Origin of the sequence: Myxococcus qinghaiensis (assembly GCF_024198215.1) — a bacterium.
GTDB lineage: Bacteria > Myxococcota > Myxococcia > Myxococcales > Myxococcaceae > Myxococcus > Myxococcus qinghaiensis.
In genome coordinates this window covers 481,129-505,631 of the sequence record NZ_JAKCFA010000004.1, presented here as the reverse complement: position 1 = coordinate 505,631, position 24,503 = coordinate 481,129, and the positions used below count along the sequence as shown (strand labels likewise).

The 24,503-nt window shown below is 62.9% G+C and carries 22 protein-coding genes, 10 tRNA genes and 2 pseudogenes; 28 read left to right on the top strand and 6 right to left on the bottom strand.

What is annotated here, in order from left to right; translation table 11 throughout:
* Positions 1 to 90: 90 nt before the first annotated feature.
* The 3 genes from LZ199_RS09690 to LZ199_RS09680 all read left to right on the top strand — a co-directional run bounded on the left by LZ199_RS09690 (position 91) and on the right by LZ199_RS09680 (position 1,418).
* Positions 91 to 387, top strand: coding sequence for a hypothetical protein (locus tag LZ199_RS09690; protein ID WP_253993342.1), 297 nt, complete (start codon positions 91 to 93; stop codon positions 385 to 387).
* A 71-nt stretch (positions 388 to 458) separates the two neighbouring features.
* Positions 459 to 683: a DUF6900 domain-containing protein gene (locus tag LZ199_RS09685; RefSeq protein ID WP_253993341.1), complete on the top strand. Its 225-nt coding sequence runs from the start codon at positions 459 to 461 to the stop codon at positions 681 to 683.
* A 105-nt stretch (positions 684 to 788) separates the two neighbouring features.
* Complete coding sequence (locus tag LZ199_RS09680; protein ID WP_253993340.1) at positions 789 to 1,418, top strand: DUF2924 domain-containing protein; 630 nt, start codon at positions 789 to 791, stop codon at positions 1,416 to 1,418.
* Positions 1,419 to 1,523: 105 nt separating this feature from the next.
* Here the strand turns inward: LZ199_RS09680 and LZ199_RS09675 are convergent, their stop codons facing one another.
* Positions 1,524 to 1,760: a hypothetical protein gene (locus tag LZ199_RS09675; protein WP_253993339.1), complete on the bottom strand. Its 237-nt coding sequence runs from the start codon at positions 1,758 to 1,760 to the stop codon at positions 1,524 to 1,526.
* Between the two features lie 360 nt (positions 1,761 to 2,120).
* Between LZ199_RS09675 and LZ199_RS09670 the strand changes: the two genes are divergently transcribed.
* The 6 genes from LZ199_RS09670 to LZ199_RS09645 all read left to right on the top strand — a co-directional run bounded on the left by LZ199_RS09670 (position 2,121) and on the right by LZ199_RS09645 (position 6,355).
* Positions 2,121 to 2,459 carry a hypothetical protein gene (locus LZ199_RS09670; RefSeq protein WP_253993338.1) on the top strand — a complete coding sequence of 113 codons (339 nt, stop codon included), beginning with the start codon at positions 2,121 to 2,123 and terminating at the stop codon, positions 2,457 to 2,459.
* Positions 2,460 to 2,749: 290 nt separating this feature from the next.
* Positions 2,750 to 3,703, top strand: coding sequence for an amidoligase family protein (locus LZ199_RS09665; RefSeq protein ID WP_253993337.1), 954 nt, complete (start codon positions 2,750 to 2,752; stop codon positions 3,701 to 3,703).
* Between the two features lie 86 nt (positions 3,704 to 3,789).
* Positions 3,790 to 4,230, top strand: a complete 441-nt coding sequence (locus tag LZ199_RS09660) for a gamma-glutamylcyclotransferase family protein (RefSeq protein WP_253993336.1) — start codon at positions 3,790 to 3,792, stop codon at positions 4,228 to 4,230.
* Positions 4,227 to 4,616 carry a gamma-glutamylcyclotransferase family protein gene (locus LZ199_RS09655; RefSeq protein ID WP_253993335.1) on the top strand — a complete coding sequence of 130 codons (390 nt, stop codon included), beginning with the start codon at positions 4,227 to 4,229 and terminating at the stop codon, positions 4,614 to 4,616. Before LZ199_RS09660 ends, LZ199_RS09655 begins: the two co-directional genes overlap by 4 nt.
* Before the next feature lie 5 nt (positions 4,617 to 4,621).
* Complete coding sequence (locus tag LZ199_RS09650; protein ID WP_253993411.1) at positions 4,622 to 4,852, top strand: hypothetical protein; 231 nt, start codon at positions 4,622 to 4,624, stop codon at positions 4,850 to 4,852.
* 750 nt (positions 4,853 to 5,602) lie between these two features.
* Positions 5,603 to 6,355, top strand: a complete 753-nt coding sequence (locus tag LZ199_RS09645) for a hypothetical protein (protein ID WP_174465578.1) — start codon at positions 5,603 to 5,605, stop codon at positions 6,353 to 6,355.
* Here the strand turns inward: LZ199_RS09645 and LZ199_RS46955 are convergent.
* A pseudogene (locus LZ199_RS46955) lies at positions 6,343 to 6,552 on the bottom strand (hypothetical protein); the annotation flags it as partial. The gene LZ199_RS09645 and the pseudogene LZ199_RS46955 sit on opposite strands and share 13 nt — an antisense overlap.
* A 184-nt stretch (positions 6,553 to 6,736) precedes the next feature.
* Between LZ199_RS46955 and LZ199_RS09640 the strand changes: the two are divergent.
* Entirely contained in the window at positions 6,737 to 8,194 is a 1,458-nt protein-coding gene (locus tag LZ199_RS09640) for a hypothetical protein (RefSeq protein ID WP_253993334.1), read from the top strand.
* Positions 8,195 to 8,371: 177 nt separating this feature from the next.
* Here LZ199_RS09640 and LZ199_RS46950 read toward each other — a convergent pair whose 3' ends face one another.
* Positions 8,372 to 9,412, bottom strand: coding sequence for an HNH endonuclease signature motif containing protein (locus LZ199_RS46950; RefSeq protein ID WP_407667184.1), 1,041 nt, complete (start codon positions 9,410 to 9,412; stop codon positions 8,372 to 8,374).
* Positions 9,413 to 10,082: 670 nt separating this feature from the next.
* Here LZ199_RS46950 and LZ199_RS09635 point away from each other — a divergent pair.
* The 3 genes from LZ199_RS09635 to LZ199_RS09630 all read left to right on the top strand — a co-directional run bounded on the left by LZ199_RS09635 (position 10,083) and on the right by LZ199_RS09630 (position 13,029).
* A complete protein-coding gene (locus LZ199_RS09635; protein WP_253993333.1) occupies positions 10,083 to 10,946 on the top strand; it encodes a GIY-YIG nuclease family protein in 864 nt (287 codons plus the stop codon).
* A 1,065-nt stretch (positions 10,947 to 12,011) separates the two neighbouring features.
* A complete protein-coding gene (locus LZ199_RS46945) occupies positions 12,012 to 12,299 on the top strand; it encodes a transposase (RefSeq protein WP_407667183.1) in 288 nt (95 codons plus the stop codon).
* A gap of 499 nt (positions 12,300 to 12,798) precedes the next feature.
* Positions 12,799 to 13,029 (top strand): DUF2188 domain-containing protein, encoded by a 231-nt coding sequence (locus LZ199_RS09630; RefSeq protein ID WP_253993332.1) that lies wholly within the window; start codon positions 12,799 to 12,801, stop codon positions 13,027 to 13,029.
* Positions 13,030 to 13,113: 84 nt separating this feature from the next.
* Here LZ199_RS09630 and LZ199_RS09625 read toward each other — a convergent pair whose 3' ends face one another.
* A complete protein-coding gene (locus tag LZ199_RS09625; protein WP_253993331.1) occupies positions 13,114 to 14,406 on the bottom strand; it encodes an exodeoxyribonuclease VII large subunit in 1,293 nt (430 codons plus the stop codon).
* A 156-nt stretch (positions 14,407 to 14,562) separates the two neighbouring features.
* On the opposite strand from LZ199_RS09625, the gene LZ199_RS09620 reads away from it, so the two are divergent.
* From LZ199_RS09620 to LZ199_RS09610, 3 genes are all read left to right on the top strand, one after another.
* Complete coding sequence (locus LZ199_RS09620) at positions 14,563 to 15,030, top strand: hypothetical protein (protein ID WP_253993330.1); 468 nt, start codon at positions 14,563 to 14,565, stop codon at positions 15,028 to 15,030.
* A 196-nt stretch (positions 15,031 to 15,226) separates the two neighbouring features.
* The gene (locus tag LZ199_RS09615) at positions 15,227 to 16,882 is read left to right on the top strand and encodes a DUF262 domain-containing protein (protein WP_253993329.1); all 1,656 of its coding nucleotides are present in this window, start codon (positions 15,227 to 15,229) and stop codon (positions 16,880 to 16,882) included.
* 158 nt (positions 16,883 to 17,040) lie between these two features.
* Positions 17,041 to 18,198: a hypothetical protein gene (locus LZ199_RS09610; RefSeq protein WP_253993328.1), complete on the top strand. Its 1,158-nt coding sequence runs from the start codon at positions 17,041 to 17,043 to the stop codon at positions 18,196 to 18,198.
* 460 nt (positions 18,199 to 18,658) lie between these two features.
* Here LZ199_RS09610 and LZ199_RS09605 read toward each other — a convergent pair.
* Both LZ199_RS09605 and LZ199_RS09600 read right to left on the bottom strand, forming a co-directional pair.
* Positions 18,659 to 19,926: pseudogene (locus LZ199_RS09605) on the bottom strand (IS3 family transposase).
* A gap of 196 nt (positions 19,927 to 20,122) precedes the next feature.
* Positions 20,123 to 21,691 (bottom strand): hypothetical protein, encoded by a 1,569-nt coding sequence (locus LZ199_RS09600; RefSeq protein WP_253993327.1) that lies wholly within the window; start codon positions 21,689 to 21,691, stop codon positions 20,123 to 20,125.
* A gap of 580 nt (positions 21,692 to 22,271) precedes the next feature.
* Between LZ199_RS09600 and LZ199_RS09595 the strand changes: the two genes are divergently transcribed.
* The 12 genes from LZ199_RS09595 (at position 22,272) to LZ199_RS09540 (ending at position 24,434) form a co-directional block, all read left to right on the top strand.
* Positions 22,272 to 22,430 (top strand): hypothetical protein, encoded by a 159-nt coding sequence (locus tag LZ199_RS09595; RefSeq protein WP_253993326.1) that lies wholly within the window; start codon positions 22,272 to 22,274, stop codon positions 22,428 to 22,430.
* A gap of 96 nt (positions 22,431 to 22,526) precedes the next feature.
* Positions 22,527 to 22,612: transfer RNA gene (locus tag LZ199_RS09590), tRNA-Tyr, on the top strand.
* Between the two features lie 254 nt (positions 22,613 to 22,866).
* A tRNA-Cys gene (locus tag LZ199_RS09585) sits at positions 22,867 to 22,936 on the top strand.
* Positions 22,937 to 22,946: 10 nt separating this feature from the next.
* A tRNA-Phe gene (locus LZ199_RS09580) sits at positions 22,947 to 23,019 on the top strand.
* A gap of 107 nt (positions 23,020 to 23,126) precedes the next feature.
* A tRNA-Thr gene (locus LZ199_RS09575) sits at positions 23,127 to 23,200 on the top strand.
* A gap of 26 nt (positions 23,201 to 23,226) precedes the next feature.
* Positions 23,227 to 23,298 (top strand) — tRNA-Ala (locus LZ199_RS09570).
* Positions 23,299 to 23,304: 6 nt separating this feature from the next.
* Positions 23,305 to 23,378: transfer RNA gene (locus LZ199_RS09565), tRNA-Arg, on the top strand.
* A gap of 21 nt (positions 23,379 to 23,399) precedes the next feature.
* A tRNA-Arg gene (locus LZ199_RS09560) sits at positions 23,400 to 23,474 on the top strand.
* Between the two features lie 19 nt (positions 23,475 to 23,493).
* Positions 23,494 to 23,564: transfer RNA gene (locus tag LZ199_RS09555), tRNA-Met, on the top strand.
* 104 nt (positions 23,565 to 23,668) lie between these two features.
* Positions 23,669 to 23,742: transfer RNA gene (locus LZ199_RS09550), tRNA-Leu, on the top strand.
* A 55-nt stretch (positions 23,743 to 23,797) separates the two neighbouring features.
* A tRNA-Leu gene (locus LZ199_RS09545) sits at positions 23,798 to 23,871 on the top strand.
* A 20-nt stretch (positions 23,872 to 23,891) separates the two neighbouring features.
* A complete protein-coding gene (locus LZ199_RS09540) occupies positions 23,892 to 24,434 on the top strand; it encodes an HNH endonuclease (protein ID WP_141646017.1) in 543 nt (180 codons plus the stop codon).
* The last annotated feature ends 69 nt before the right edge of the window (positions 24,435 to 24,503 follow it).

Genomic DNA, 24,503 nt, shown 5'->3' with positions numbered 1-24,503 from the left:
CCCGAATCCCTCTCTCCCCGACTTGATATGTCTCGAAGACAGAGCGTGTATGTCTTCCGCGCCGCCCAACTGCGCGCCAGGGAGACACCTATGGTTATCGGCACCGACACCACCTACCTCGGCAACGAAATCCCCGGCCTCCGGAGGCAGAAGGTCCGCATCTTCGCGGTGTTGCGCGGCGGCCTCCGCCCAGACGCCAACCCGGACGCGGACGACTACTACGTGAATGACGACGAGAAGCTGGCGCGCCTCGGGGGCGTCACGGCCGAGGACTGCATCGACGCTGCTCCCATTCACCCGGACGGAACCACCTCCTTCGTGCATGTCGACCCGCGCGCCGTCGACTTGGAGTGCTTCGCGCACCTGCGCAATCCCAGCGCACAATGACTTGCCATACGCGCGAAACAGAGCGCGTATGTCTCACGCACGCCGCCCAAGGCGCACGAAAGGACAAAACAATGACACCCCGCAAGCCCCGCCCCGCCAACGCCTCGAAGCCCGCCCAGGCGCCCGCAGAGACCCTCGAGCGCATTGCGCGCGAGGAGATGAACATCGAAACGCTGAAGACACGCAACAGCGGCAGCCTCGACTTCTACGAGGTGGCGGTGTGGCAACTGAGGGACGCCCTCGAAGCGGCCTACCAAGCCGGCATCCGCGCCGCCAACAACCCCCGCAGCACGTAGTCCCTCACTCACCACCGATGCCCCGCCCAGCGGGGCAGCCGCGCACGAGGGCCGCCCTCGTGAACGGCAAACGTGTACCCACGGCCCGAAAAGGAAAATACCGCCATGCCCCGTAACACCGCACCGAAGTCGAAGAAGCTGGAGTCCATGAACCTGACGGAGCTGCGCGGCCGCTACCGCGAAGTGGTGGGCGAGGAGACGCGCAGCCTGAACAAGAAGTTCCTCATCCGCCGCATCGAGGAGTCCCTCGCCGCCCAGAAGCGGCGCAGCCCCACCCGCCGGGCGACGGCCGCCGCCCCCAGCGCGCCTCCGGCGCCTCCGGCGCCTGCCGCACGGGCCGCCACGACGGACGAGGGCACGCCGCCTGCCCGCCAGCGCGGGCGTTTCGCTTCCATGACGATTGGTGAGTTGCAAGCGAAGTACCTCCAAGCCGTCGGGCGCCCGACGGGCAGCAGCAACCCCTCCTACCTCCAGTGGAAGATTCGGGAGGCGGAGGCCGGACGCGTGCCGGTGGGCCCTCGCCCCGAGCGTGAAGTGAAGGTGGGCGAAGACGGCAAGCGCGTCATCCCCCTCTCCTTCGACGCGAAGGAACTCGAAATCCTGGACAAGGCCTGGCGCGACGCGGGCATCCCGAGCCGGACTCGCTTCTTCCGCCGCGCGGTGCACCGCGAACTCACTGCCATGGGAGCCACCGAGGCCGCAGCTCTCTTCTCGGAAATGCAGAGTCCCTCATGAAGGAGAGCGCAACATAAGCTTCGTACGTCGCGCTCAAGCAACAGTCCGCCGAACAGACACCATCTGGCCTCCGAATCCATCCCCAAGGCCAGCCAGATGGTCGTTCTACTTCTTTGGCTTCAGCACAGACTTGAAGAACTCGTTCGCATCCTGCCGAGCATTTTCGATGAACACTTCGAACTTGCCCGCCGGGAACACTGCATCGATCGCAGCATCAATCTCGGCACGAGTGAGCATCTGCGCTGCAGCCAAGACAGGCCTCCGATCGGAGGGAAGCTCCACCACGCCTGATGCCACAGGAGCAACTTGCCGAAGCAGACTCTCCAACTGCTGCTGGGTCATTGGGCCTCCTTTGATTAAGGCCACATCCAACCCAAACACCCTCTCGCTGTCAATATCCGCCAACACCGCTCAGACTTCCCCTACTTCTTACCTCCAGGGCTTTGCCCGACCGGCTTCATTCGTGATGCTCTGCGTCGCCCCACTGGTCTACCGCGTCAAGACACGGCGAGGGCGCGAGGCGCGACCCCCCACTCCTCGCTGCGCATCGGGCAGAAGCGCAAGCATCTCTCCAGGCGCCCGGTCCGTCGAAAGATACGACACCACAGCGACTGAGCGGATTTGATACGCCCGTCGACCAGGGCGTGTATGCCTTTCGCGACGGACAACAAAGCGCCGCGCAAATCCACAGGAATGCACACCATGGCGACCCCACCCCGCTCTCCCTGCATTGTTCAGATAACGATGTTTGATCTCCAGATCGCCACCCTGCGCCTGGACCTCGGCAAGAGCCGACACGGGACGCTTCAGCCGCAGCTGAACATCATCCTCCCGCGCAGCTCCACCCACAGGCATCTGAGTGCGGTGCTCCACGCCTTCGCAGCCAACCTGGAGCTGAGCACGCCCCCCAGCGAGCGTTGGATTGTGCAGAGCGAACGTCTCCAGGAGCCGCACCACGGCCGCATCTACCTGGAGTTGGCCGAGGGGGACCATGCCGAAGCCATGCGCGGGATGATGCTCCTCAACCTCCTGCTGGGCTGAGCCAAGAGGACAGCAGGAATCCGCGTCGGAACACTTCACGGATGCCCCGTCCCTCCCCGTCGAGGCAATCACACACACTGAAATTCCCTCGCACGCCGCACCCTAGGCACCTCGAAGATGTCCCACTCGCCGAGGATGGGCGTGAAACCCCGCGTATTCTCGCGAGTATTCCGGGCGTCCAAATTCGCATTTCCGGCCGCCGAAGATGACTTGCCTCAACCAAACACAAGAGCGTGTATGTGTTTCGCGGCGGGCGCCACAGCCCTGCGCGAACGCGAGAGGCAAACTCCATGAAGACGCTCCGGTTTGGGATTGAGATTGAGACGGTGGGCGCCAGCCGCCAGAAGCTGGCCCACGCGATTCAGGGCGCGGTGGGCGGGCGCGTTTCCGGCGACTACCAGGGCTGGCAGGTGACGGATTCGCAGGGCCGCACCTGGAAGGTGGTGCCAGACGGCTCGCTGAGCGGGGGCGAGTACAGCGGCGAAATCGTCTCCCCCATCCTCACCTACCAGGACATGGAAGCCTTACAGCAGGTGGTGCGCGCCGCGCGCGAGGCCGGCGCCCGCGCCGACGCCTCCACCGGCATCCACATCCACGTCGACGGCAGCCGCTTCGATGCCAAGGGTGTCACCAACCTCGTGAAGATGGTGCACAAGCAGGAGCGCCTCCTGGAGTCGGCCCTCGGGGTGAGCGCGATGCGGCTGGCCCGATACTGCCGGCCCATCGACGCGGCCTTCATCCAGCGACTGGAGGCCCGCCGCCCGCGCACCCTGCAGGAGGTGAATGAGGCTTGGTACGGGCGCCGCAACCTCGCCCCGCAGCGCTACGACTCCAGCCGCTACCACGGCCTCAACCTCAACAGCCTCTTCTTCCGGGGCACGATTGAATTCCGCTACTTCAACGGCTCGGTGCACGCGGGCGAGGTGAAGGCCTACGTCCAACTGGTGTTGGCCCTGGCCGCCCGCGCCCTGACCTCGAAGGCCGCCTCCAGCAAGCGCCGCGACTTCAACCCCGCCACCGCCAAGTATGACTTCCGGGTGTTCCTTCTCCACCTCGGCCTCATCGGCGAGGAGTTCAAGACGGCCCGCCTCCACCTCCTCAAGCACCTGGAGGGCAGCGCCGCCTGGAAGGGCCAGCGCCGCGACAGGCGCGGCCCGGGTGGGGACGGCACCCCTGGCAGCGAGGACGCGCAGGGCGGCAGCGGGAGCCCCCAGGGCAACGCGCACGAAGCCCTCGCCGCCTGAAGCGGCCTTCACGCCAGGGCCCTGCAGGGCCCTGGCCGACACGGACAACGTCGGGCCGCGTGCCCGCCCTCAACGCGAGAAACCCCATGCTCTACTTCGCCTACGGCTCCAACCTCGACAGGGCCCAAATGCGCACGCGCTGCCCCAGCGCCACCGTCGAAGCGCGGGCCACCCTTCCCGGCCACACCTTGGTGTTTGGAGGACACAGCCGCCGCTGGGGCGGCGCAGTCGCAAGCCTCCGGCGGGTGCGCGGCGCCCACGTCGAGGGGCTGCTGTATCGCCTCACCCCCAAAGACTTGCGCGCCCTCGACACCTTCGAGGGCCACCCCTTCGCGTACCGGCGCGCTGCCCGACTGGTGACGGACAAGGCCGGCCACCGCCGCCGCGCGCTGGTGTACCTGCAGCCCGAAGCAGGCTTCGAGGCCTGGCCGCCCGCTGGCCGCTACTTCCGCGTCCTCTGGCACGCCTACGGGTGCCTGGGCTTCAACCGCGCCGCGCTCGCGGGAGCCCTGGGCGGTGCGGCATGAAGCGCACCTCAATCTCGACGCGTGTCTTCGTCTACGGAACGCTGCTGTCCGGCGAGCCCAACCACGGACTCCTGCGCGGCGCACGCCTCGTCGGCTCAGCGCGGACTCTTCCCCGCTTTACCCTCTATGACTATGGGCCCTTCCCTGCCCTCGCCTCCGGGGGCAAGCACGCTGTCGCAGGGGAGCTGTATGAAGTCGATGCTGTCATGCTGGCGGCGCTCGATAGGCTCGAGGGACACCCTTGCTTCTACGAGCGCACGTCCATTGCCCTCGACGGTGCCGGCCGCGTCGAGGCATACCTGTTTCCCAAGGGGCGGTTGGCTGGCCGCCTCATCATCGAGTCCGGTTCCTGGCGCACTCACCTGAAGGAGAAGAAGTCATGGTAATCATCATGCGCGACGGACGTGTCTTCGAGGGCACGGCCGTCCAAATCGTGAAGGGAATGCAGAACATCGCCTTCGGCGTGGACCGCCTCTCCATTCCCGAGTACATCGACTGGGTGGTTGCCAATACCCAGCGCTTCGAATCCATCGCGCTGCGCGTGCAGGGCGCGACCGCCGAGGAGAAGGCCGCGTCCCTCGTGGATGAAATGCTGCGCGAGGGCCTGGCGACGAAGGGCTGAGGGTGGGTCCACCCAGCGAACCACCACCGCCTCATTCGCGCGTGCGCTATTGCCCAACGCGGTTCTGGCGAATGGGCTCACGCAGGGCCTCCCTCAGCAGGTGCACCTCACCCAGGAGGCAAAGAATGTCTCCACCTGCAACCCGCAGCGGCGGCTTCCTCGTCACAGGGGCGTCGCTCACCCCTCGTTGGTAGCGGTCCTCGATGGCCGTGAGGTCCTCGTCCGTCTTGGGCCTCATGGACACGGCGTGAAGTGCCGGTCTGTCCACCAGCCAGGAAGCCCTCAAGCGCGTATGCATCCTGCGGCGCCGCCTCGCCTGCGGCATGGCGTTCCTCCACGAGCGCAAGGGCTGCCCGGGCGCCCAGCTCCGCCAGCACCGCCGCCTCCGCGTCGCCATACTCCCGCTTCGCCGAAGCCAACAACGTCCGGGACTCCGGACTGCCGTCCATCATCGCACGTGCGAGTTGCAGCCCCATCTCCGCCCATCCCAATCGCTCCGAGAGCGCCCGCCGCTTCTCCATGTCCATGCAGGCGTCGCAAAGCAGGGGGCATGCCAACAGGCCTCATGGACCCTCGCTTCGAAAGTTGCGACCTTCGTCGCGAGGGGCTGAACTACGTCCCTTCATGGGAACGGGAGACGAGGTTCAGCACTTCCTGAGCACAGGTGAGCACGACGCGCACTGCCGAGCTTGGCCAGGCGACCGCATTGAGAGGGAGCGCCGCGCGCATGAAGAGCTTCGCCAGTCCCTCGTGGCGGAGGTGCAGCGACGCACGGTGGCATTGGGGGCCGAGGAGCGACTCCGGGGCTTCGACATCGTCTCCCTCACCCGGCTGAAGGTGGAGCCCATGGTGCGCGGCCTCTTCCCCGCCTCGGAACAGGGCGCGGTCCTCTCCCTCTTGGAGAAGTCCGTTGTCTTCCTCACGCCGGCCAATATTGCCCGAGTCCTGCGGGAGTCCTCCTGGCTGAGCACGGCGTGGGACTTGGCCAACCTCTACCTCCTCAGCGTCGGCGCCGAGTTGCTGGGGCCAGAGGCTCCCCAACTCCTGGGCCTCAGCGAACACACCACGTGCTACGTCTCCCTCGCCTATTTCGACGAGGCGTCCCCCTTCGCCGACTACCTCGTGCACGAGGCGGCCCACGTCTTCCACAACTGCAAGCGCCGCACGGTGGGCCTGCCCGAGACGCGCCGACGCGAGTGGCTCCTCGACATCGACTTCCGGAAGCGTGAGACGTTCGCATACGCCTGCGAGGCATATAGCCGCGTCCTCGCGGCCGGCAGCAACCGCCAGGCGCGCATAGCGCTCGCCGAGGAGTACGCGGCCTGCGCGGCGCCATCCGATGAGCGTGTCTCGGTCAGCGAGATGGTGGAACTCGTCCGTGAAGCCGCGGCGGCGCGGAATGGGTGGAAGCACATCCTCGCCCGGTGCGCCCTGCCGACTCGGGCCGTCACGCAGACCTCCGCGACAGAGGTAACAACAGCAACCCGGCGTCACGGCCCATGAAGACTCGGGAGGGGCACCCCTTCCCGCGTAGTGGCGTCAGGGGCGCCGTCCGGCTCGACGGGGGCCAGGCGCCCATCCGCCGTGACGCGCAGCACGTGGGCGGGTGCGAAGGCGCCAGCTCGGCCGCAGAAGACTTCATCGAGTCGCTGATTCGTCGTCCCCACCACGAGGTTCCCCGCTTCATCCAGCGTGTGTGCCAGCGGCGAGGGGGGAGGACGCTGGTAGCGGAGGTTGATATACGGCGCGCATCGGCCGAAGTACGCTCCATTATGGGCGCTTTGCGGACATGCGGAGCGAGGTATGGTTCTCCGCTAACGGGGGTAGACTATGCCAACATCCGGACCGACTTTGAGGAAGGTTGTCGCTGCAGATGGCAGGGAGATGGACGCAACGTTCCACCTCGATCCTGAATCCAGCGCTGAGTCTGTTGAGCTCGTGTTCGAGAGCCGCGGCGGAGGCACGCGAAATACCGAGTACAAGGATGGGCTGAAGGTCCTCCTCGAGCGACTTCGTGCAATAGGCGGAGCGACTATTGAAGATGCCGTCATCGATACTGAGGCCACCCGGGACTCACTCTCAGAGTCGGAACGGCGCATACATCCCCGAGGGCGCAGCTATCCCATCTCGCTCGATGCCGAAAGCGATGTCGCCAAGTTGCGCATTGCTCTCATGAGCGCTCAGACGGGGGTTGGTCGGAAGCCCGGCGCCAAGGGGGGCGGCAACCCAAATAAACGGATGCGCCTCACACTCACGTTTCCACCTACGACGTTTTCATCCCTCGGCGCGATCGAGGATGCACTCGCTTTGGGACAGCCCCCTACCTTCCTCGCCCGGATATGCTGGAACTCAGCTCATTGGGTGCGCCCAACGGGGGAGTCTCGAATGCTCGAGACCGGAACGTATGTGACCGAATACGGCTTCGGACATGAGGAGTGGCTCTTCAACTTGGGGTGGGTGCTCGACAATGGCTTCCACTATGCGTATCTGCAACCCCTTCGTTCTGCGTGGGAACGGCATAGGGGGCGGGTGATTCATATTCGACTCTTCACAATTGCCCCGAGTGGAGAGCGTCTCTACGTTGGGGAGCTTCGCTCGTGTGAGGTGCTGACCGAAGAGCAGGCGGAGGTTGCCGCAAGGGAGTACGAGAAGCGGGGTTGGATTGATGAAATGCGTGAGCAGGTGGAGGCTGTGGAAGGCAGGCCTAAAGGACTCCTCGGCGACCCAATCAGCCGCTTCAACCTCCGCTTTCGCCCAAGTGACGCGACATACTTCGTGCCCCATCAGCAGGCTACGTCGTCACTCCTGAAGGATGCCTACCTCCGGTACCGGCTCTACAACTGGACGGACGAACTTGCGGCCGACTTCGAAGATTCGTCCTCCGCGCGATTGGTGCCGATAGGGCCAACAGGGGTCACGGGCAAGAACACGGGCACAGTCCACCGTCCAGGTACTGCTCCTTCATCGTATGACCCAGTGCACAACATCCTCCAGCAGGAGTTGTACAAGATCCTGAAAAAGGCTCATGGCGCTAGCGCTGTGACGATGGAGGAGGACCACGTAGACCTGAAGGTTCGCCTTCCTGGAAAGACGGTCTTCATCGAGTTGAAGACCTTGCCTAGCGCCCGTCTTGCCGTCAGAGCTGCCCTCGGGCAGTTGCTCGAGTACTCCTATTTTCGGCAGCATTCTTCTCAGAACGATTCCGCGGAGCTCATCGTCGTGGCTCCTGCCTTCGCTGACGAGGATGAGCAGGCGTATGTGAGGCTCCTCAGGACAACCTTCAACATCCCGATCAGCTATCGAACGTTCAATCGTGAGATGAGGGCATTCGACCTGAAGTGACCGAGCTGTAACGGGACGTATTTACTGGTCTGAGGGGGCCCTCACTGCGTGTGGTGGTGGTGTCATCTGCCGCGAAAGAGGCTCGATGGATGCTCGACATGAACGCGCGCAAGCAGGCGGCCCCAAAGAGTCTGCTGCCTCTGCAGGCAGGCCAGACGCCAGTCAGTCGTGCTCGAGCTAGGAAATGCTGACGGCCCATTGAACCCGACTGAGGGCTCTTCTCAGGACCAGCTCCCTAACAAATCCCACGAACGAATAGACAGGACCAATAGCCCCCAGCGCTATACAGGATCCCACTCCAATCAGCGTGACATGAAAATCGAACACCCAAGAAGCCACCATCCCACTTACCCACAACGGCACTGCGATGAGCCAGCCCCTCTTCCATCGACTTGGTTTCTCCACATCAAACAATCCTGCCGGAACTCTTGAATCCAGACGAACCCACTCGTTCGTCGCATGAGAGTAGACACTGAAATCAAAATAGACCCCACCCTCACTGCGTACACTGAGAAACGTAAATCTCCCCCCTACGTACCCTAGGCTTCGACAATCCGTGAGGGTATACGAAAACTCCCCACCACGGTCTCGCTCGAAAAAGTAGTCTACGGAAGTAGTCACCCTTTGGGCCTCCTTTGTGCTCACAATGTCTGTGCGAGGGTGACTGACCGCGCGAAGAACTGCATCGGTAGTAACTATATCGAACCTCACTCCCTTGACCGTTATGGTTCGCCACTCCAAAGGAACAGATGAAGTTCGCCTAGCGAGCGTCCTCGCGAAGTGATTCTCTCTCCATTGCATTAGCTCTTTGGCGGTAAACGTGTTGGACTGGGCATCAACCTCTCTGTGATGGTGGGCGCAAAGAAGAACAAGATTCCCTATGTCATTAATCTCTTTAACGGTAGGCACCCCAGGACCTGGCCATGGCCTTGGGCCTTCAGCAGAAACCGAGTAAATATGAGCAATATTTCCTAGAACGGCCTCATCATCATAGTCGGTTGGGCTGGCGACAATCTTATTTGGACAACCAGGACACGCGCATCTATTTCCAGACAAGCCGTAGAGACGCGACACAGTACTTTGCGTGTATCTCCGGGGCAGGTTGTCCCCTCTTGATGGATGCCCCTCCGCTGCTGGTCGCAGAGCTTCATCTGCACGCTGGCCCAAAAGGGAGCCATCCAACTGCGGCACTCTTTCCTCTCCTCGCTTCTTCGCCATTCGGTCACCTCGAAGAACGAACCGCAGCCCAAGCTGATGCTCGGCCACCGCCTACATACCTAGGAGGACTGACATCAGGGGCAAGTTCGCCTACGTGCCTGGTGATGAGTCCGCCGTAGGTGAGGCCGGGGCACACGTCCTGTGACGTCCCTGGGTCATGCGTGACACACCAAGCTCCATGAGCGATGGGTGTGGCGCCCATCCTGGCCACTCGGCGCGGCGCACGCCGCGCAACCACCATTGGACGCCGACTTCTTCAACGCGCGGCTGCGCCTACTCAAGACACGGCAGCTGCGTCATGAGCGCATCAAAGCCACGTTCGGCTGCGTGTCAATACGAGTGAGCGAGGCGCGCAGAGTCCTTGCTCTGCGTGGGATGGCCGAAGCGGAGTCGGAAACACCGAGGGCACTGCAAAACCTCGAGGTTCGAGCGCCGGGCTTCCGACCACTCGAACATCCGAGGTGGCGGAGGCGAGAGCCAGGCTGCATTGGGCGCCTGCCGGGGCCAGCCACTCATTTGGGGCGGCCAGTTCTGCGTCCCCGCAGCGGAGGAGGGCAGCTCCGACCCACGCTGCACTTCTCTCGTAATCAATGGGCCGAACGGACCAGGCACGTCACGCCGAGCAGACCGTCGTTGGACGGAGACGCGTAGCGTGTGCGAAAACGGCCGCATGTTCGAGTTGAACGATGCGCTTGAGCGCCTGCACCTGCCGCCCGCCCGAACCCTCGTGCTGAGGAACGCCGTCTCCGAACTCGGTGAGGCGATCTACTGGATTGCTGACGAACGTCCGGAACTCTTCTGCGCCTATCAGCACACTCAAGGGCCGCAGCTCACCGGCGCCATGAAGGGCGCGCAGTACATCGTCTCCTGCATTGGGCATTCGCCAGACCGCGCCGTCTTCGTCGGTGTCTACGAAATCATGGGCGGCCGGCTGATCGATGCGGCGCAGTTCAACGCCCTTCCGGAGCATCAGGAACTCGCCCGAAACGGCTACGGAATGCTCGCCGACTCCGACACTGCTTGGGCTTTCGATCTCCAGGCGCGTCCATTCATGGAGACGTGGAAAGGGAAGCTGGTGTTCGGCTGGCCCGGCGGCACACGCAGTTGGTGGCGTCACGCCGGCCGGAATCGCTTTCCGATTGAAGCGCTGGTCGAGGAGAGTATCATCACGCGAAGAATTCCGCCCTGGCAGGAGCTGGTGCTGACGTGGGCGCAGCTTGCTTTGCTTCCCACGTCCTGGCGAACCCTGCTGTCTCAGTGGCGCGGGATCTACTTCATTCACGACGAACGCAGGCGCCTGGGCTACGTCGGCTCCGCGGCCGGGGCGGAGAACTTGCTCGGCCGCTGGCTTGACTACGCTGCCAGCGGCCATGGCGGAAACAAGCTGCTCCGGCAATCACAACCGGCCGACCTCAGATTCAGCGTGCTCGAGCGCACTTCGCCCGACATGGCGGTGCGGGAGGTGGTTTCCCTCGAACAGACGTGGAAGCGACGGCTGCACACACACACACACTATGGACTGAACGAGAACTGAGCCGGTTCCGAATCGAAGGCCTGCGCGACGAGCGGAGGCGCTTCGATCTCGTGGCGCTCCCGCTGTCGCTACCCAACATTCGGTCGCCCTCATGGGTGCGTCAAGACCCCGCCAGGTAATGCGTCAATGCGAGTGAGCGAGGCGCGCGTCAGGCAGGCCAATCGAAGCGACAAGTTCCCTGCCACACGGGAGCGCACAAAACCACCTATTATGCGGTGCTTCAGTGACGCGCCTTGTGCTGCATTGGTGCGGGAGGCAGACCACAAACGAACCTGCCACGGAATCTTTGGAACGGTGCACGCTTCTTGCCCACGCTCTCCCGACCTTACTCGCTCGACCACTTCTGGCGATACCGCTGTGGAGTGTACGCTCCTTGCTCTGAGGTAGATATCTCGAGAGGCACCGAGAGACTGAAGAACCAAACGAGGGGGAACGGATGTCTCAGCTATTGCTCTCCGTAGTCCTGACAATGACCGTCTCGACAGTCGCATACGCTCAACCCACTTTGGAGACTAAGCAGCGCGAGAACCTCAGGCGGTGCCTTGACGGCAGGTACCCGAGTCTCTGCCGCAAGGAGCTGCTGACGGGGGCTGAGCATGCGCAGGTCGCCGAGGCGGAACGGCGCGAGAACCTCAGGCGGTGCCTTGACGGCAGGTACCCGAGTCTCTGCCGCAAGGAGCTGCTGACGAGGGCAGAGCATGCGCAGGTCGCCGAGGCGGAACGGCGCGAGAACCTCAGGCGGTGCCTTGACGGCAGGTACCCGAGTCTCTGTCGCAAGGAGCTGCTGACGAGGGCTGAGCATGCGCAGGTCGCCGAGGCGGAACGACAAACAATTCAAGAATCGATTTCCAGGCCCGGCCAGGATACCCGGGGCAGCAATGGAGGCAATCGCGGAGGCTCTACGCGCAGTTACGGAGGCTATGGCAGCGGAGGATGCGGAAGCCGCGGTGGACCTGGCTGGCGCAGGCCAGATGGAAAGTGTGCTAGTTGGCGCGACTAACGGCCCCTAACGGAAGTCAGAGCAGAATTGGTCGTTGGTAAGGGCTATTCTTCAGGTTGAGGGGCATGGTCCGTGGACTTGCTCCCGACGCCTTCTGGGAGCGTGTCACCCCCTTGCTGCCGCCACCGCGTCCCAAGAAGAAGCTGGGCCGCCCACAGGCAGACGACCGAGCGGCGATGGAGGCCATCGTGGTCGTGCTCCAGAACGGCATCCCCTGGGAACGAGTTGGGCCGCCACGGCAAGGTAGACTTCTCCCACGCCTCCATTGCCTCCTCGTCCGTCCGGGAGCCAAAAGGGATGTGCCCACCCAATATTCGGTCGCTGCCTCATGGGCACGCCAAGAGCATCAGTGACAGTGCGCCACTGCGAATGAGCGAGGCGCGCACGGTCGTCGGCCTCCTGTATCGACATTTCGGAAGGGGAGAACCTACCAAGGAGGCTATTCCGCCTTGAGCCTCCGCCCACGCACTCCTGGGGTCGCATCCACTCGATGAGGACATGCACACGGCGGGGTTGGGCTCCCTACCCCATCATCGCTGGCTCCCCGCACCGCAGTCTCGCAAGTATGCGGTGCCGACCCACGCAAGAGCACGCAACCAACTCCTGCACCTGCTCAATACGAAAGGGCTCGCGTGCAAGAATGTGTGCAGTCTCCCTTGCGAGCTCTGCTCTAGACACGAAGCCAATCATGTGCAGAGCGGCCGTCTCGTGGTGAGCGTCCGCCCCTACCACGCGGGTCTGACATGGCAGAAATGGCAGCGAATCCAGCAGGTTGACGCGTATTCCAGCCCTGGTTACCTATGAGGGGAACCCATTTCTCCGCGCCAATTAGGCCGGAAAAGGAAGCCCGCAATGACCAAGAAGAATGTCCATACCGTCCCGTCCAGTGGAGGCTCGGGGTGGGACAACAAGGTCAACGGTGAGGTCATCAGCCATCACCACAAAAAGGAGACCGCGGTCGAACAGGGAAGGTCCACCGCACGGACCAACGAGTCCGAGCACGTCATTCACGACAAGGGCGGCAAGATTCAGGAGAAGAATAGCTACGGGAATGACCCTCACCCGCCGAAGGACAAGCGGTAGCAGGCACTCCCAACCAGAGGCCTTGGGCGGCTCGCCCCCACTGCCGCGAGCAGCCTCTCTCGACCCAAGGCTCGGTCACTGCGTCTATTCGCGGCCCCCTGCCGGCTCCGCCAGAGCTGAACGCCGCTTGCGCTTCGGGATTTCCTTCTTCACGGGCTCGGCAGCCGGCGTGGCGGGAGGAGAAACCACTGCCGGGGAACCAACCACTGGCACTGACCGAGCCTCGGGCCGAGCGAGGAAGTCCCATCGCGAGGCCCCCTTCCACCCCACAACGAAGGCAAGGCCGAGCGCGAGACTTACCAGGAGTCCCCAGTAGACCTTCCAGGCCACTCGCTTCGCAGTCCCAAGCCATCGGGACGTACCCCGCATTTCCTCATGGTGCAGCGGTGCCGGGGGTAGCTGCACGGACAACTTGCGCACGCGTGGAGCCTCTGCAGGGCCTGGATGGCGCGAGACTGCATCAACAGGCAAGCCGACCACAGGACTCGGGGCAGCAGGAACCTGAGCCATGGCAGGCAGCGGCGTGACAAGACGCACTGGTCCGGCCTGCTTCGGACGCGGCTCGCCTCGCCGGAATAACCGAGCGACAAGATGAGCAGCTACGGAGGGTGTTCTCGCCCCATAGGCAGTGAAGCGCTGCGCCTCCACTCTCGTCCTGGCGTGCCCCACGGCCACGATGCACGGTTTCGTCAGCCGACTGAGCGCTCGGGCAACCACCGGCGAGTTGAAGGGCTGCAGGTCAACGCGGGAGCCGCCTCCTCGGGCCAGGACGACGAGCTCCGCACTGCAGTCCTGCGCCCGGCCTAGCCCTTCGGCGATGGACTTCTCGTCGTAAAGTCCTACCGGAACGAGTTCCACCTGGACGCGAGTCCCGACGGTGTCTTCGAGTTGGCCGCAGAAGTCCGCCACGGCCTCGCTCCCCTCGGACGTGACGAGCACCACGCGCGTGAAGGGACCGGAGACCTTCGGAGGCGGAGCAAGGCGCCCAGCGTCTATCGCGTCGAGTTCCGCCTTTTGCCGGACGTACCGACTTGAGGGGCCACGGTCCGCCCAGCTCTTCGCCATGAAGCGCACGTCGATGGCGCCGCGCTCCTCGTCCACGAAGGCCTGCGTGCTGCCCTGGAACTCCACCATGTGCCCCAACCCGGGGCGCCAGGTGCAGTCCTTTGGGAACACCACCCAGACCCTCTTGTCGAAGCTGAAAGTGTCTGCCAGGCACACCCTTCTCCCCCGAACCTCCACGACCTCGCCCACCAGAATCATCTCCCGTGATGGCAGGGCCTTCCGCGCCACCGGCTGAACGTCGTCGGAGATGAGCTGGATGACCGCCCGGATGGAGAAGTGCTGCGCCTTCCGCTTTCGAAGCCCCTGCTGCATGCGCCCTCCCTCGCATCGGGCACCATATACCCGACTTGTGGGTGGGGGTATGCCAGATAGGGCTGACATGACGTTGCGAGGTGGGTCGTGACAACCCCAAATATGTGCTGTGAGTCCTCAGCAGACGTGCCCGGCCTGTGCTGGTACACCCCCGCAGTGACCGACACCGCCCAGCTCCGCCCGCGAATCTGGATCTACCGTCGCTCGGCCCCAGGTGAACTTCACCCCGTCCCCACCAAGAAGTGGGACCTCTGGGTTTTCGGAAAGGCGTCCCTGCCCCCCAGTGAAGATGGCTTCGTGTGGTTTGTCAGTGTCATCGCGTGGGGCGAGAACCGGAACGTCGCGCGCCTCGGGCAGATGGACTTCTGGAAGTCCCGCGTGGACGAGCGTGGTGTCCACAGCGAAGAGCTGAAATTGGTCGAGATGCGAGTCACCATGCAGGGCGTCTGGGCGAAGATGGGCGACTCGTGGTCCGGCAAGAAAACTCCAACTGAGCCACAAACAGTGGTGGATGCCACCTCGCGGTTCCAGGCCCAGCAGTACAAATGGAAACCCACGCCAGAGGACGCGCGCGCCCTCCGCGACATCCTGAATCGGCGGGTCGGCTGGGAAGTTATTCCGTAGGAGTACGGGCCGCCCGTGAGGGCAGAAAGCATGTCCTGTCCGGGGGGCCGTCGCATTCCAATTCGAGGCCTCTATGGGCAGCGACCTCCTCCCAAAGGATGTCGCTGGACACCTCAGGACGTTGAGGACGTGACAACGCTGGACGCACCACCCTGCGATTGGCCATCCTCCCTACCTTCGACGTCCGGAGGTTGCGATGGAAGCACGCCCGAGCCAAATCCTTGAGTTCTTCAACGGCACCAAGCAAATGCTCGTGCCGCTCTTCCAGCGTCCATACGAGTGGGGCCCCAACGAATGGGAGACCCTCTGGGCCGACCTTCTTGAGCAGTACGAGCGCACTGAGGAGGAATCCGTCGCGAGTCACTTCACGGGGGCCATCGTCACGGCTCCTGCACGGTCCGTTCCGGTGGGCGTCTCGAAGTACCTGGTAATTGATGGCCAGCAGCGGCTCACGACCGTCACCATCCTCATCTGTGCGATGCGCAGCCTCTTCGAGCCCGGGACGAAGGAGTACCGGAAGCTGACCCGGCTCCTCGTCAATGAGGACGACGATGGCCTCGACCACTTCAAACTGCTCCCAACACAGCCCGACCGAGCGGCGTTTCAGGCCCTCATCGCAGCGACGCCCCAGGCTGACACGCGCTTCACCCACGCCTTCGAGTTCTTTCAGAAGAAGCTGGCCGGCACCGATTCAGATGGAGCGCCAATTAACTCTGAACGACTCGCAACCGCGGTTCAAAGCCGCCTCACTGTTGTCGCCATCCACCTCGGCGACACGGACGACCCTTACCTCATCTTCGAAAGTCTCAACGCCAAGGGCACCCCTCTCACCCAAGCTGATCTCGTTCGCAACTACCTCCTTCTACGGCTTCACTCAAACGCGCAGCAAAAGGCCTATGAAGAGGCTTGGCTGCCAATGCAAGCGGCTCTGCCCGGCGAGCACCTGACCGAGTTCATGCGTCAGTACTTGATGATGAACGGAGAGGAGGTCGCGAAGTCCGCAATCTACACCGTCCTCAAGAAGCGGCTCCTCGATGTGCAGGACTCGGCTATCGCAGGCGAGTTGCTCCGCATGCAAAAGGCCTCGGTTCTGTATGCCAACATCGTCGGCCTCACCGCGCCGACGGATGCAACCCTCGGAAAAGGGCTGGCGCGACTTCAACGCTGGGACATCGCAACGGCCAATCCATTCATCCTAAAGCTACTCTTGGCTCACTCCAGGGCGGAAGTCAGCACGACCGATGTAGCCTCGTCCATCGCGCTCATTGAGTCTTTCGTGGTGCGCCGAGCCGTCTGCGCCGTTCCCACAAACCAGCTCAAGCGCATATTCCTGTCGATTACCAAGGACATGCCCGCCTCGGGCATTCCGCAGTGGCTGTCGAAAACGCTGGCCTCTGGTTCGAGTGGCAGGAGGTGGCCGAAGGACGACGAGTTCAAGGACGCTCTCCTCCGATATCGTGCCTACGCGCAGCCGACGGCACGCTGCAAATTCCTCTTGGAGAGCATTGAGGAACACCACGGCCACAAGGAACCAGCAGCTTTCGTGAATGCCACCATCGAGCATGTGATGCCACAGACTCTGACCGATGAGTGGCGCTCGATGCTTGGCGACAACGTGACGGATATTCACGAGCAATGGGTTGACCTTCTCGGGAACCTGACGCTCACCGGCTACAACAGTGAACTCTCGAACTCGCCATTTCCAACGAAGAAGCAGCTACTGAGCGACAGCCACTTCGAGATGAACAAATGGATCGCGGGCAGGGAGAAGTGGACGGAAGTCGAACTCCGCGAGAGAACGGAGTTGGTCTTCGCCAAGACAAAGGAAATCTGGCCGCGTCCTGCCGAGTAATGCCTTCCCTGGATGAGGCCCGCCACAGCCCCGTCCATTATTGTCAGGCACCGCACCGTCCGAATCGTCTTGCTTCACATGCAGCACGCGCGACCGCCTCGCACATCGGTCGCGCCTGACCCAAACGTCCATCTCTACTCGGCCAAGCTGACATCATCATGCAAACACTTGAATCATTTCTAGAATCCACCAACGCCAACTTGTTCCTCAAGGAATTCTCATTTGCCCAGAACAACTTCTCCCCTCAGCCAGACAAGTCTCTCGAACTAGCCGACCACATCGTCTGGATCAAAGACCACATCATCATCTACCAACTCAAGGAGCGAATCCCCGATGGCCCCATGAGCGAAGAGACCGAGATTCGGTGGTTTCAGAACAAGGTGCTAAAGAAAGCAAAGACGCAAATCCGAGACACACTCAACTACCTGAATTCATACACCAGCATCGCCATCAAGAACCAAAGAAACCACTCGTTCACAATCTCCAAAGACCAAGTCACCCAAATAGCAAAAATCATCTTATACGCAGTCCCTTACGATCCGCCGCGAGAATTCAGGGACACAAAGCACCTCGAGAGTTCAACCTCGGGATTCATTCACATAATCAACATCATTGACTACATTGGCATCTGCCAGAACCTCATTACCCCCGCCGAGATATGGGAGTATTTTGTTTTTCGCGAAACTGCCATTCGAAAATGGCCGGAGAGGACCGCGCGCATTAGGGAGCAAGCATTGGTTGGGCAGTTCCTCTCAGGAGAGTTGGACTTCTGGCCTGAAGCCCACTACGAGTCCTACCTCACGTCCCACGCCAACGACATTGAGAGCTTCAATGTCATGCCATTCCTCAATGGACTCCACGAACGCTTGACGCCAGCCCAGGGCGCCACACAAGGCGAGTTCGACTACTATAAGTTCCTAAGAGAATTCGCGCAGCTCAACAGAGCCGATCTGCGAGCACTCAAGGAACGCCTTCTTTGGTGCATAGAAACTTGCAAATCCGGAGACGCCACCAAGCCTAGTCGCATCGCAGTGCCGCGAACGAACTGTGGCTTCGTTTTCATCCCTGTCCCTGCCGAACACAGGAACAACCCTCTGCCCGGCCTGATTTCAATCACACATGCCGCAAAATATGAAGACAGGATGACTCGTGAAGTCGGCACCGCGATCTCATACAACAAGCCCTATCTCGACATGTCTCATTGCTTTCTCGAATTCCCTTGGGCGCCAGACCCAGATCTGGAGCAAGCACTGCGCGAATCCCCCATCCTCCGCACAGCGCGTGTCGAGGTTGCCCCACGATATAGATTTGACTAGCAATCCATGATGCCGCGCAGACGAGCAACGCAGCAAGGACGGCCATTCAGTCAACATGGCCACTACGGAGCGGCAAGTCGTCATTACTGCAAACCACTTTAGCCGTCTCACGACTCCTCGAGATGAAAGGAGTTCACAAAAAAGCATGACTCCCTGTGCTCAGCAAACGCGACCGCCTCGACATGTAGGTGCAAGCCCTGCGTTCCGTAGCATGGCAAGGCAAGCGAAGCGCTGGAGCTGCCCCCGTCAAATCGTCTCTCCCGCACTTCGTGTGGTTCCCCTCGAAGGCGAAAGGAAGACACGGCGAGCCGCCAACCAGACCCATCCAGCAGGGAAATCTGGTCTTGGGTCTGTCGTCATCCACGCCCCGCTGACGCTCCCCTCGGAGAGCGAGCGGCAGAACGGCCATTCGCGCAGCTTCCTCCTCGGGACTCCCTCCACACAAAGTGCGGGAGAGCCGTCAAATCGGACAGGGCCAGTGGGGTGAGTTCGCGAGTCGAAACTCGCGAGGGGAGCGCATTTTCAGGGCCTTGTGCGGGTGCACGGCGTTGTAGTCGTCGAACCAACGGGGCAGTTGCTGGAGGACCGCCTCGGCACTGTCGAGGCGAGCCAGGTACACGTAGTCGCGATTGAAGCTCTTCACGATTGAAGCTCTTCACGAAGGACTCGGCCATGCCGTTGCTCTCCGGCGAGTAGGCCGGCGTGGTGCGGATGAGGAGCCCAGGCTCGCCCCGAATTCGCGCGTCTCGTGGGCCGTGAAGGCCGGCCCGTTGTTGGTGAGCCACTCAATCGGGTGCGGCACCCGGCGGCAGCCCGCGCCGAACCGACCCTCAAGCGTCTCGGCCATCAAGTCGCGCACCATCTCGCCGGTGAGGCCTCTGGAGGTGGCCACGAAGCCCAGGGGCTCGCGGTCGCAGCAATCCAGGGAGAAGGCCACCTGGACGCTCTCTCTGTTCCAGCAGCGAATCTCAAAGGCGTCCGAGTACCACCTCAGGTTGCTCTTGAGCGTCGCCACCTTGCCATCGTGGGTGCGCGTCAGATTGCCGGTGTAGCGGGCCAGCAACAGCCCTGCGGCCTACATGACTCGGTACACCCGCTTAGCGTTCACCCGCGGCAGATTCTCGGAGACGAGCTGCCGGTTCACCAGGGCCGTGACGCGGCGGTAGCCGTAGCTGGCCCGCTCGTCGGTGACGGCGCGAATCCTCGCCAGCAGCGCCTCGTCGGTGCGCTTGAAATAGGGGCCACGCGGCTTGCTAGGGGCCTCTGAGCCCGAGGACTGCCCCCGGAGCACGAGGTTGCCCTGGAGACGTCCAGGGCCTCGGCCACCGCCTTCACCGGGTACCGACCTTGGGCGGCAAGCCGGGCAGCGACGTCCGTTTCTTGGGGTGGGCCAGCTCCAACGCCTCCTTCAGAATTTCGTTCTCCAGCGTCTTCTTGCCCAGCAGGCGCTCAAACGCCCTCACCTGCGCCTGCAGCCGCTTCACCTCGGACTCCGGCACTACCCCCTCGTCGACCCCTGGGCTGGACATCGACCCTTCCTCCGCCAGTCGCCTCCAGTGGAACAACCTGCTCGCCGACAGTCCCTAGCGAGGGGCCACCGAGGAGATGCTCTGCCCGGCCACCTCCGCCTCGGCCAGGAACCCGCCTCTTCTCCTCCGCGCTGAACCTCCGACGGCGACCAGGGCGGACTCGGGGGATGACCTCTACTTCGAATGCCTTCGTATCCATTCATAGGCGGGTCCTTGCGGTAGGGACCTGTCCGTTCGAAATGGGGGCTACACCACAACGGCTTCGCCCTCCTCAAGAGCCAAGTCTGGCCCCGAGCCAGGCGGACAGACTCGAACTTCGCCACTCCCGGCTCGCTGACGAGGGCTCGGCGTCTCTGGGCTCGTGCGTGAAGCTGCTCCCGCGGCGCTTCGGCAGCCTAGGCGGCGGGGCCTTCGTCCCCACCGGCCAAACCTCGGATTGTCGGCAGCACAGCCTCCGCCAGGTCAGGGGCCAGCTTTGCAAGGAGCTTGGCAACCAACCGACACACTGCGTCGACCTCCGCCTCAAGGCGAGCATCGACATCCATCCCTCCAACCACGCTGAGCTCAGCAGCACCCCGCCCCAGAAATGCACGTAACGCACGGTAGGCGTCCGACCCGCGCTTCCTTTCTGGGTACGGTACGGGCAACGGACCGTTGGGCTTGGCGACCTGCTCAAGCAGCTTCTGTACGGACACGTTCTCGGAAGCGTCGGGAACCTGCGTTCGAAGTAGTCGCTCAAGCAAGAAAGGAGTCAGGGCCACATCAGCTAGCATAAGCGCATTCTTCAGTTCACCGTTGTCTGCGGATGCTCGGCGGAGAAGGCGCAGCTCAGCAAGCCTCGTCGCGAGAAGGCGCACATCGCTGTGTATGCCCGCATCCTGCGAGGCCCCTGCGGATTTGGTGGAATCGACCGTTGCCGTCTCAAGGGCAAGCGTGTGAAGAACCTTCTCAGTCTCAGCAAGCCTCTCAGCGAGCCTCAGAACTGTATCGACAGCCTGCAAGAGGCGCAGACAATCGATTCGGTCGGCGTCCGCTGGTTCGCGTCCATGCATGATCCAATGCCGGTTTAGTGCAGGCGGCTTGGTCGGGCCGGCAGGGGCATAGAGCCTTCTCAGGAAGACCCGCATGGCCGTCCAGTACATGTGCTCAAGGTCGCCGGGCTCGTGGCATTCGAGCCGTGCCTCGATGAAGGCATTCTGGCCTGCGCTGTTCCACGCATCATCGTGCCAGGCGATTCGGAGCGCCCCTTCGAGCAGCGTAAAGAGCGCTGGGACAGCGACGCGGCACCTGTCGTTCATCAAGCAGAAGCGCACCTCTTCCAGTAAGGGCTCGAAATGAGCGAGCGGGGGGGATGTCAATAGAACGTTGAAGAGTTCCACCTCGTTCTTCCGCTCGTTGGCTTCGTAGTAGGCCCTGAACGCGCGGTCCGCCGAGGTCGGGTTTGTGCATTCGCTCAGGAGGTTGAGGTACTCCCCGAAGCTCGCATTCATTGGCAACGTCCAGCCCGCCTTGCCCATCTCCTCGGACCGGGCTAGGAGGTCCTGGGCCCTCTTCACCCCCTCAGCGAAGGCGCGAACCGTTCTCGCCCAGCCCTCGGCCACCTCTGGGCGAAACACGGGCTGGAACGGCTGACCCGAAAACTCGATGGAGTGCCCGAGCGCGGTGACGAGGCCTTGTGTTGAGGCGGCAATCCGCTCAATCGCCCGCTCGGCTTCGGCCGCAAGCTTCAGGCGAATGGCTGCAATCCGCTCAATCGCCCGCGCGGCTTCAGGTGAGAGCTGAAATCGAATGGCTGCAATCCGCTCAATCGCCCGCGCTGCTTCGGGCGAGAGCTGCAGGCGAATGGATCCGCCCTTCGTTTCGAACCTCTCCACCAATCCCGGAGATAACTGGATGCTCCGTCCGGCGACTCCAGAATCTCCCCTGGTCTTGTTGTCCGACGCGTTGTCCTCATCATCGCTCATCGTCGCCCCTTGCCGCTTCAAGTACCCATCGCAAGTCGTCTGGCGCTCGCGGGTTGGCGGACTGGTCGCTACGTCTGACAGTACCTCTAATGAGCAAACCCAAGAAGACGCTAGGTCGCCCTCAAGCTGACGACTGCGGGGCACTGGAGGCCATCGCAGCCAGTTAACCGGCGTCGCCCCGGGGCATGGCAGTCGCCCCCCACGGCGGCGCAGCGAGGCCCCTGCGGGCCTTGGTACCTGCCCCCCGCTCCGCCGTGGGATTGATCCGCATCGGTACACCAAGGAAGAGTCAGGGACGGTGTCCGACATGACGGAAGCCGCGAAGGCCCGCTGGCCGCAGCTGATGCGCGAGGTGGGACCACTCATCCCGAGCCAGTCTACGCGTCCTCAAACCCCAGGCGCCCACCCGTCGAACCGCGCTGCACTGCGACTGAGGCGGCCACCTCAGGGGCGGCAGCATCCCTGTCACAAGCGCCCCCCACCACTGGCACACGAACCCCAGCAGGGAAGCTCAAATAGTCGGGCCTTGTCAGGAACGAAAACCACCCGCCGTAGAGTCTCCCCGAAAGGAGCAGCGACCATGACGACGTTGACCGTGCGGACGAACCCGATGAAGCGCAGCTATCGCAACAGCCTCTGGCCCCAGTTCGACGCCGCCTCCTGCTCCCTTGTGAGCTTCGCCTCGAAGTCCCCCGTGGGCTTTGACCGGCTTGGCGGCTCTCCGCCCGTACCCTGCTGAAGCTCGCGCTCCGTCATCGGCGCGCCAAGCCACGCAGAGGCCGGGCTCCCATCCAGGGGACCTGGCCTCTCGGCTTTCAGGGCTCCTAATCCCCCGGGGGACGTAGAGCGCTAGGGGAGGCGCGCGGGCCTGTAGAGCCCGAGCCCGACAGGGCCCGCTGGGTTCAACTCCCAGCGTCCCCATGCAGCACGAGCTTCGTCCGTCACCAGGCAGGCGCACCATCTTCTCCCCGTGCAGAGACTCCGTTTAGAGACGGCTCCCTGGCCGAAGTTCACAGCACCAATCGGACCCCAATCGAAGGACAACCGCAGGCCCCGCCCCTGAACCACTTAATTTCACTCACCTTTTGCCGCTCAGAGAGTTCGAGTTCTCTAGAGAAAAACAGAGAACGAGTTCGCCCAGAGATTCATTCGGGGAGCTTGCAACACATGCAACTGGCCAGTTCCGCCCGGGGTGGCAACGGTCTGCAAAACCGTTTGGGACGGGTTCGACTCCCGTATTGGCCTCACTTTCATTGCCGACCTGGCGTAGGTGGTCCGCGCGCCCGTCTGAAGAGCGGGAGGACTCGGTTCGATTCCGAGGGTCGGCACTTCACAGCACGTTTCACTGTTTCACTTCATAGGCCGCGCTCCGGGAGCAGCTTGGACTCCAAATCCGAGCGCGCGGGGTTCAACTCCCTGGCGGCCTGCTCGTTTCGCCCCTGTAGCTCAACTGGTAGCAGCACCGGTTTCGTAAACCGGGGGTTGTCGGTTCGAACCCGACCGGGGGCACTTCACGCAACACGCAGTCGTCACATGGGTTCGTGGCTCAATGGGAGAGCACTCGGTTTGCACCCGAGGGGTTCCGGGTTCGAGTCCCGGCGGATCCACTCCATGCCCTTGTAGCTCAGTGGATGAGAGCGCACGGTTCCGAACCGTGAGGTCGCAGGTTCAATCCCTGCCAGGGGCACTCGTTTCAGCGGTGACATCCGCTTCCGTAGCTCAGTGGATTCAGAGCAGGCGCGTCCTAAGCGCGAGGTCGCAGGTTCGAATCCTGCCGGGAGCACACACGTTTCACACTTTTCTGCGGGGAGGGGCTGGTGCCTCACCGGGCCTCATAAGCCTGGCCTCCAGGGTTCGACTCCCTGCTCCGCAACTTCTCCTGCACGCCGAGCCAGCTGGAGACGGCGACGGTCCCACACACCGTTTTCGCCGGGTTCGATCCCCGGGGCGTGCACTCGTATCGCCGCAGTCAGTATTGCCGGTGTAGCCCAATTGGTAGAGGTGCCAGGTCGAGATCCTGGAGGATGCGGGTTCGACTCCCGCCACCGGCACTGTCGTCGCAGTCCGTAGCCCGCAGTCGCAAGTCAGCAGGACATCCCGAAGTCCGTCCGCGTAGCCCAAACGGGAGAGGCCGCCGGCTCAAACCCGGCACAGTGCGAGTTCGACTCTCGCCGCGGATACAACCGAAAGGCGTTGCGTCATGGAGACGCTGGTTCTCAGTCAGTCCTTCGAGCCCGTCGCGCGGATTCCCTGGCAGCGCGCGGTGATGCTCATCTTCCAGGGCAAGGTCGAGGTGGTCGAGGAGTACGAGGACCGCTTCGTGCGCTCGGTGACGGTGGAGATCCGCATGCCCTCCGTCATTCGCTTCTTCCGCGGGCTGCGCAAGGGCCCCAAGGGCGTGAAGTTCAGCCGGGAGAACGTCTACCTGCGAGACCGCTGCCGCTGCCAGTACTGCGGCTTGAAGGTGTCGCGCGCGGAGGCGACGTATGACCACGTCCTCCCCCGCGCCCAGGGTGGCCGGACGTCCTGGGACAACGTCGTCATCGCGTGTGTGCCCTGCAACCAGAGGAAGGGCAACCGGACTCCGGAGCACGCGAAGATGGCGCTGCGCTGCGCCCCGGTGAAGCCCAAGAAGCTGCCGGACGCGATGCACCTGACGTTCGTCTTCGAGCAGGGCATGCCCATGTCGTGGGCCAAGTTCCTCAGGGACGTGGCGTACTGGCATGGCGAGCTGGAGGCATGAGGTCCTGAGGTGAAGGGGGTCCACCAGAGGTGGCCCCCGTCCCCGCCCGTCCCAGGACGGTGCGCCTGG